This window comes from Ancylobacter mangrovi (genome assembly GCF_024752335.1).
Lineage (GTDB): Bacteria > Pseudomonadota > Alphaproteobacteria > Rhizobiales > Xanthobacteraceae > Ancylobacter > Ancylobacter mangrovi.
Genome location: NZ_JANTHY010000010.1, coordinates 273,959 through 280,165, shown reverse-complemented (window position 1 = coordinate 280,165; position 6,207 = coordinate 273,959). Strand labels below are relative to the sequence as shown.

The following is a 6,207-nucleotide window of genomic DNA, read 5'->3' as shown; positions in this document are numbered from 1 at the left end:
CGCCGGCGACCGCCGGTCCGAAGACCTCGTCTCTGTCGGGATCAACCTGAGGAGCAAAAGCACCGCGTCAGCGGCGCGCCCCGTCGATGGCCGCTTTATAAGGGGACCCCGCGGATAATGTCAACGGGGATTTTTACAAAAGCGACACAGTCCGCCCTCGGTGGACAACTCCACCCGGCAAAAGCGATAATTGGCTACCTTTCAATAGGTTAGCATTTCTTACGCTTCTCGCGCCGCGTCTCCGGCCACCCTCCGGCGGCGGCGCGTCGGACTTTCGTCTAGGCCCTGGATCGGCGGCATCCGGGCACCGATTCCCACCGGCTCCCGCCCAAAAGCGCGCGCCGGCCTGCACATAAGCGCCACGCGCCCTTCTTTTCCCTCCGCCACTTGGCGCCGGAAACGCGGCCCTACTGCTCGGAAAGCACGATGTCCTCCGACCACTCGCCCTCGACCTCCTTCACGATCGCCTGGCCGCAGATCACCCGGCCCTTCAGCGGGTCGAAGGTCAGGGTCGGGCTGCCTTGGAGCTGCCAGCCGCGGTTCAGCGCCGCCGAGACGCGCTTGCAGAAGGACACGTCGTCCGGTCCCGTGAGATAGCGATAGAGCTTCATTCTCGTCTTTCCTCAGTTCCGCGCCGCGATGGCCTCGGCGAGCGCCACCGTCTTGCGCGCAATGTCGGCATGCATGCGCTCGAACATCCGACCCTCTATCTGCAGCACGCCCTTGGCGGCGTTCTCGGGCCGGTCGAACACCTCGATCAGCATCCGCGCCTCGTCCACTTCCTTCTCGGGCGGCGAGAAGGCGGCGTTGCAGGGCTCGATCTGGGTCGGGTGGATCAGCGTCTTGCCGTCGAAGCCGAGATCGGCCGCCTCCACGCATTCGCGCGCGAAGCCCTCGAGGTCGCGAAAGCCGTTCCACACCCCGTCGAGCACGTCGACCCCGCCGGCCCGCGCCGCGAGCACGCAGAGCGACAGCCAGGCCTGCATCGGCGCGCGGCTGGGCACGATCCGCGCGCCGGTCTCCTTCGAGAGATCGTTGGTGCCGAGCACCAGCACGGCGAGCCGGCTCAGCGGGTCGCGGGCGGCCAGCGCGATCTCGCCCGCCTTCAGCACCGCGAGCGGCGTCTCGATCATCGCCCACACCTTGAGCCCGACGGGCGCGCCCAGCGCATCGAGCCGCCGCCCGGTCACGCGCAGCGTCTCCGGATCGGCCACCTTGGGGATCAGCACCGCGTCCGGCCCCGCGCCGGTCGCCGCCGTGGCCGCGAAGGCGGCGAGGTCGTCCTCGAACCAGGGCGTGTCGGCGCCATTGACGCGCACCACCACCTCGCGATGGCCGAAGCCGCCGGCGGCGAGCGCCTCCGCCACCAGGGCGCGGGCCCCGGCCTTGGCATCGGGCGCCACCGCGTCCTCGAGGTCGATGATGACGCCGTCGCAGTCGAGGCTGCGCGCCTTTTCAAGCGCGCGGGCATTGGCGCCCGGCATGTAGAGCACGCTGCGGCGGGGGCGGAGGGCTGGGGACATGATTCGCTCGGCTAATTGGCAGAAATCCATTTCGAGCCTATCCGGCTGTCAGGCGCACGGCCAGTCGGTGCCGTCGGCCCGGGACCGGATCATGGACGACAGTTTCGACGTGCTCATCGTCGGCGGCGCCATCATGGGCGCCATGACGGCCTATTTCCTCACGCGCGATCCCGGCTTTCACGGCCGGGTCGCCGTCATCGAGCGCGACCCGAGCTTCGCGCATTCCTCCACCACCCTGTCGGCCGCCTCGCTGCGCCAGCAGTTCTCCATCCCAGAGAACATCCGCATGTCTCTGTTCGGGCTGGAGTTCCTGCGCGGCGCGAAGGAGCGCTTCGGGCCCGACGCCGATCTCGCCTGGCACGAGGGCGGCTATCTCATCCTCGCCAGCGCCGCCGGCCTGCCGGTGCTCGAGGCCAATCACCGGATGCAGAAGGCGGAGGGCGCCGACATCGACCTGCTCGCGCCCGACGCGCTCGCCGCGACCTTCCCCTGGCTCAACGTCGAGGATCTCGCCGCCGGCGCCTATGGCCGCTCGGGCGAGGGCTGGTTCGACGCCCATGCGCTGCTCACCTGCACGCGCGCGGCCGCAAAAGCGCAGGGCGCGCAGTTCGTCACCGGAGAGGTGACGGCGATCGCGTGCGAGGGCGGGCGCATCACCTGCGTCACGCTGGCGGACGGGCGGCGCTTCGGCTGCGGCGTGCTGGTCAATGCCGCCGGCCCTCGCGCCGGCAGGGTCGCCGCCATGGCAGGCCTCGCGCTGCCGGTGGAAGGGCGCAAGCGCTGTGTCTTCGTGCTCCACTGCCGCACGCCGCTGCCACGCCTTCCCCTGCTCGTCGACCCGACCGGCTTCTACATCCGGCCCGAGGGCGCCTACCAGATCTGCGGCGCCCCGCCGCCGGAGGACAACGATCCCGATGCCGGCGAGGATTTCGAGGTCGACTGGTCGGTGTTCGAGGAAGGCATCTGGCCCGCCCTCGCCCACCGCATTCCCGCCATGGAGGAGCTGAAGGTGGTGCGCGCCTGGGCCGGCCATTACGAGATGAACCTGCTCGACCACAACGCGGTGATCGGGCCGCACCCGGAGATCGGCAATTTCTACTTCATCAACGGCTTCTCCGGCCACGGACTGCAGCAGGCACCCGCCGCCGGCCGCGCCATTGCCGAATGGATCGTGCATGGCCGCTCGGTCTCGCTCGACCTCGACGTGTTCGGCTATGAACGCATCGCCGCCGGGCGCCCGCATGCGGAGCTGAACATCATCTGACCGGCGGACCGACGGGAGGAGCGCGATGCGCGTCGCCGGCATCGATGGTTGCGAGGGCGGCTGGGTCGCGGTCATCGTCGAGTCGGGCGGCGCGATGCGGGCCGAGCGCATCGCCTGTGTCGGCGAGTTGTTCGCCCGGCCGGACGCGCCCGATATCGCCGCCATCGACATGCCGATCGGGCTGCCGGACCGGATCGGGCCGAAAGGTCGCGCACCGGAGCGGCTGGTGCGCCCGCTTCTCGGCGCCCGCCAGTCGAGCGTGTTCTCCATCCCCTCGCGCGCAGCGGTCGCTGCGGCGCTGGACGCGGCGGCCCATCCGGAGGAAGGCCTGCGCTATCGGCATGCCTGCGCTGTCGCCCGCGCAACTTCCGATCCACCGCGCGCCCTGGCCAAGCAGGCCTTCCACATCATGCCGAGGATCGGCGAGATCGACACGCTGCTGCGCGAGCACCCTTCCCTGCGCACGCGGCTCCACGAATGCCATCCGGAGGTCAGCTTCTGGGCGATGAACGGCGAGGCGCCGGTGCCGATCGCCAAGAAGGTGAAGAACGCGCCGCACGGGCCGGGGCTGGTCCTGCGCCGCCAACTCCTTGCCGCGCAAGGTTTCGGCGAGGACATCACCGCCGCCGCGCGGGCGCGTGCGATCGGGGTCGGCGCGGACGATCTCCTCGACGCCTGCGCGGCGGCCTGGACCGCCCGGTGCATCGCCGAAGGACGGGCGCGTGCCTTCCCTTCGCCACCCGACAGGGATAGGCACGGCCTGCCCATCTGCATTCAGGCATAATTCACAGACATATTCTGCTTGATTTTAAACACACATGATCCGTGTGTTTAAATGGCCTTTGCACGCATCCATTTCGTGTTATGTTCGTTGTAGAGACTCTAATGACAGGACTTTCCGGGCAATGGCCGCTCCGCAGCAGCAGAAACTGAAGGTCAACGGCCCCGTCGCCGTCACGGCCAACCGCCTGAGCGACGGCGTGGTGGTCTGGCGGACCGCGGCGGGCGGCTGGTCGACCGACCTCGCCGACGCGGCCGTCGTCACCACCGCGCCGGAGGCCATCGCCCTGCTCGAGAGCGCCTCCGTCCGTCACACCGATGCGGTCGGCGCCTATGTCGCCCCGGTCGTCGTCGCCGAGGACGGCACCGTCCGGCCGGGGAACCTGCGCGAGCGCATCCGCGTCGCCGGCCCGACTTTCACCCTGCCCGGCGCCCCGGGCGCCGACCTGCCGGCGGCCTGAGCCGCCTACAGCCGAAGCGAAGCCCATGTACGTCTATGACGAATTCGATCGCGCCTTCCTCGCCGAACGAGTGGCGGAATTCCGCGATCAGGTGAACCGCCGCCTCGCGGGCGCGCTGAACGAGGACGAGTTCAAGCCGCTCCGGCTGATGAACGGCGTCTATCTTCAGCTTCACGCCTATATGCTGCGCGTCGCCATCCCCTATGGCACGCTGTCCGCGGCCCAGCTTCGCCGCATGGCCCATGTCGCGCGCACCTATGACCGCGGCTACGGCCATTTCACCACCCGGCAGAACATCCAGTTCAACTGGATCAAGCTGGAGAACCTGCCCGACGCCATGGCGGAGCTCGCCGAGGTCGGCGTGCACGGCATCCAGACCTCGGGCAACTGCATCCGCAACGTCACCACCGACCAGTGGGCCGGCGCGGTGCCGGGCGAGTTCGACGACCCGCGCATCTGGGCCGAGATCCTGCGCCAGTACTCGACGCTGCATCCCGAGTTCACCTACCTGCCGCGCAAGTTCAAGATCGCCATCACCGCCGCCGGGCACGACCGCGCCGCCATCAAGGTCCACGATGTCGGCCTGCGCCTGCACCGCAACGAGGCGGGCGAGCTCGGCTTCGAGGTGCTGGTCGGCGGCGGACTCGGGCGCACGCCCTTCGTCGGCAAGTCGATCCGCCCGTTCCTGCCGGTGCGCGAGCTGCTGAGCTACATCGAAGCCATCATGCGCGTGTACAATCAGTACGGGCGCCGCGACAACATCTACAAGGCCCGCATCAAGATCCTGGTGCACGAGATCGGCGCCGAGGAATTCTCGAAGGCGGTCGAGGCCGAATGGGCGGCGATCCGCGACGGCGCGCTGCACCTGACCGACGAGATGATCGAGGAGATCCGCTCGCGCTTCATCTATCCCACCTATGAGGCGCTGGACGACGAGCCGGCCGAGTTCACCGCGGCGATGGCGGACCCGCGCTTCGCCACCTGGTTCGCCAATTCGGTCCACCCCCACAAGGTGCCGGGCTATTCGATCGTCACCATCTCGCTCAAGCCGGTCGGCGCCCCTCCGGGCGACGCCACCGCCGACCAGATGGACGTGATCGCCGACCTCGCCGATGCCCATGCCTTCGGTGAGATCCGCGTCGGCCACGAGCAGAACCTCTGCCTGCCGAGCGTCGCCAGGCGCGACCTGCCGGAGCTCTGGCGCCGGCTCGACGCGGCCGGGCTCGCCACGCCGAACGTCAACCTCGTCAACGACATCATCTCCTGCCCCGGCCTCGATTATTGCGCGCTGGCCAATACCCGCGCGATCCCGGTGGCGCAGGAGATCGCCAAGCGCTTCGCCGATCTCGACAAGGCGCGCGGCATCGGTCGGCTGCACATCAACATCTCGGGCTGCATCAACGCCTGCGGCCACCACCATGTCGGCCATATCGGCATTCTGGGAGTCGAGAAGAACGGCCAGGAGTTCTTCCAGATCACGCTCGGCGGGCGCGCCGACGAGCAGGCCCAACTCGGCACGCTGCTCGGCCCGGCGGTCTCCTACGACCAGGTGCCCGGCCTCGTGGAGGACGTGGTCGCCACCTATATGGAGCTGCGCTCCGGCCCGCAGGAACTGTTCGTCGACACCGTCGCCCGTCTCGGCGTCGAGCCTTTCAAGGAGCGCGTCTATGCCGCTCATTGAGAAAGGCCGCGTGGTCGAGGACCGCTTCCACCGCATCGGCGACGACGAGGCGCTGCCCGAGGGCGCGCCGGTGCTGATCGGCATCGACCGCTTCCTGCGTGAGGCCGAGGCGCTCAAGGGCCGGCAGGCGCCGGTCGGCGTCATCTGGCCGAACGACCGCCCCATCGGCGAGATCGAGCCCTATCTCGGCCAGCTCTCGCTGATCGCGCTGGTGTTCCCGATCTTCCGCGACGGGCGAGCCTACAGCCAGGCCCGGCTGCTGCGCGAACGGCTCGGCTGGACCGGGCCGCTCAGGGCGGTGGGCAACGTGCTGCAGGACCAGTTCCTGCTCATGCAGCGCTCGGGCTTCGACCAGATCGAGGCCGTCAAGCAGGCCGACGCCGCCGCCTTCGAAGAGGCGGTGCACCGCTACAGCGCCTTCTACCAGCCGGCAACGGATCAACGTCCCAGCCTCCTGCGCCAGCGGCTCGGCCGCACGGCGCGCCCGGAATGATCCCG

General features: G+C 69.1%; 7 protein-coding genes. 5 read left to right on the top strand and 2 right to left on the bottom strand.

Annotated elements, in window-relative coordinates; genetic code table 11:
- Positions 1–407: 407 nt before the first annotated feature.
- Together NVS83_RS21390 and NVS83_RS21385 are read right to left on the bottom strand one after the other, a co-directional pair.
- Positions 408–611 carry a DUF1737 domain-containing protein gene (locus NVS83_RS21390; RefSeq protein WP_258741179.1) on the bottom strand — a complete coding sequence of 68 codons (204 nt, stop codon included), beginning with the start codon at positions 609–611 and terminating at the stop codon, positions 408–410.
- A gap of 12 nt (positions 612–623) precedes the next feature.
- A complete protein-coding gene (locus NVS83_RS21385; RefSeq protein ID WP_258741178.1) occupies positions 624–1,523 on the bottom strand; it encodes an HpcH/HpaI aldolase/citrate lyase family protein in 900 nt (299 codons plus the stop codon).
- Positions 1,524–1,614: 91 nt separating this feature from the next.
- Here NVS83_RS21385 and NVS83_RS21380 point away from each other — a divergent pair, with 91 nt between their 5' ends.
- From NVS83_RS21380 to NVS83_RS21360, 5 genes are all read left to right on the top strand, one after another.
- Positions 1,615–2,787 carry an NAD(P)/FAD-dependent oxidoreductase gene (locus tag NVS83_RS21380; RefSeq protein ID WP_258741176.1) on the top strand — a complete coding sequence of 391 codons (1,173 nt, stop codon included), beginning with the start codon at positions 1,615–1,617 and terminating at the stop codon, positions 2,785–2,787.
- 25 nt (positions 2,788–2,812) lie between these two features.
- Positions 2,813–3,571 (top strand): DUF429 domain-containing protein, encoded by a 759-nt coding sequence (locus NVS83_RS21375; RefSeq protein WP_258741175.1) that lies wholly within the window; start codon positions 2,813–2,815, stop codon positions 3,569–3,571.
- A 121-nt stretch (positions 3,572–3,692) separates the two neighbouring features.
- A complete protein-coding gene (locus NVS83_RS21370) occupies positions 3,693–4,028 on the top strand; it encodes a DUF2849 domain-containing protein (protein WP_258741174.1) in 336 nt (111 codons plus the stop codon).
- Between the two features lie 25 nt (positions 4,029–4,053).
- The gene (locus NVS83_RS21365; protein WP_258741173.1) at positions 4,054–5,709 is read left to right on the top strand and encodes a nitrite/sulfite reductase; all 1,656 of its coding nucleotides are present in this window, start codon (positions 4,054–4,056) and stop codon (positions 5,707–5,709) included.
- A complete protein-coding gene (locus tag NVS83_RS21360) occupies positions 5,696–6,202 on the top strand; it encodes a DUF934 domain-containing protein (RefSeq protein WP_258741172.1) in 507 nt (168 codons plus the stop codon). Before NVS83_RS21365 ends, NVS83_RS21360 begins: the two co-directional genes overlap by 14 nt.
- Positions 6,203–6,207: the final 5 nt, after the last annotated feature.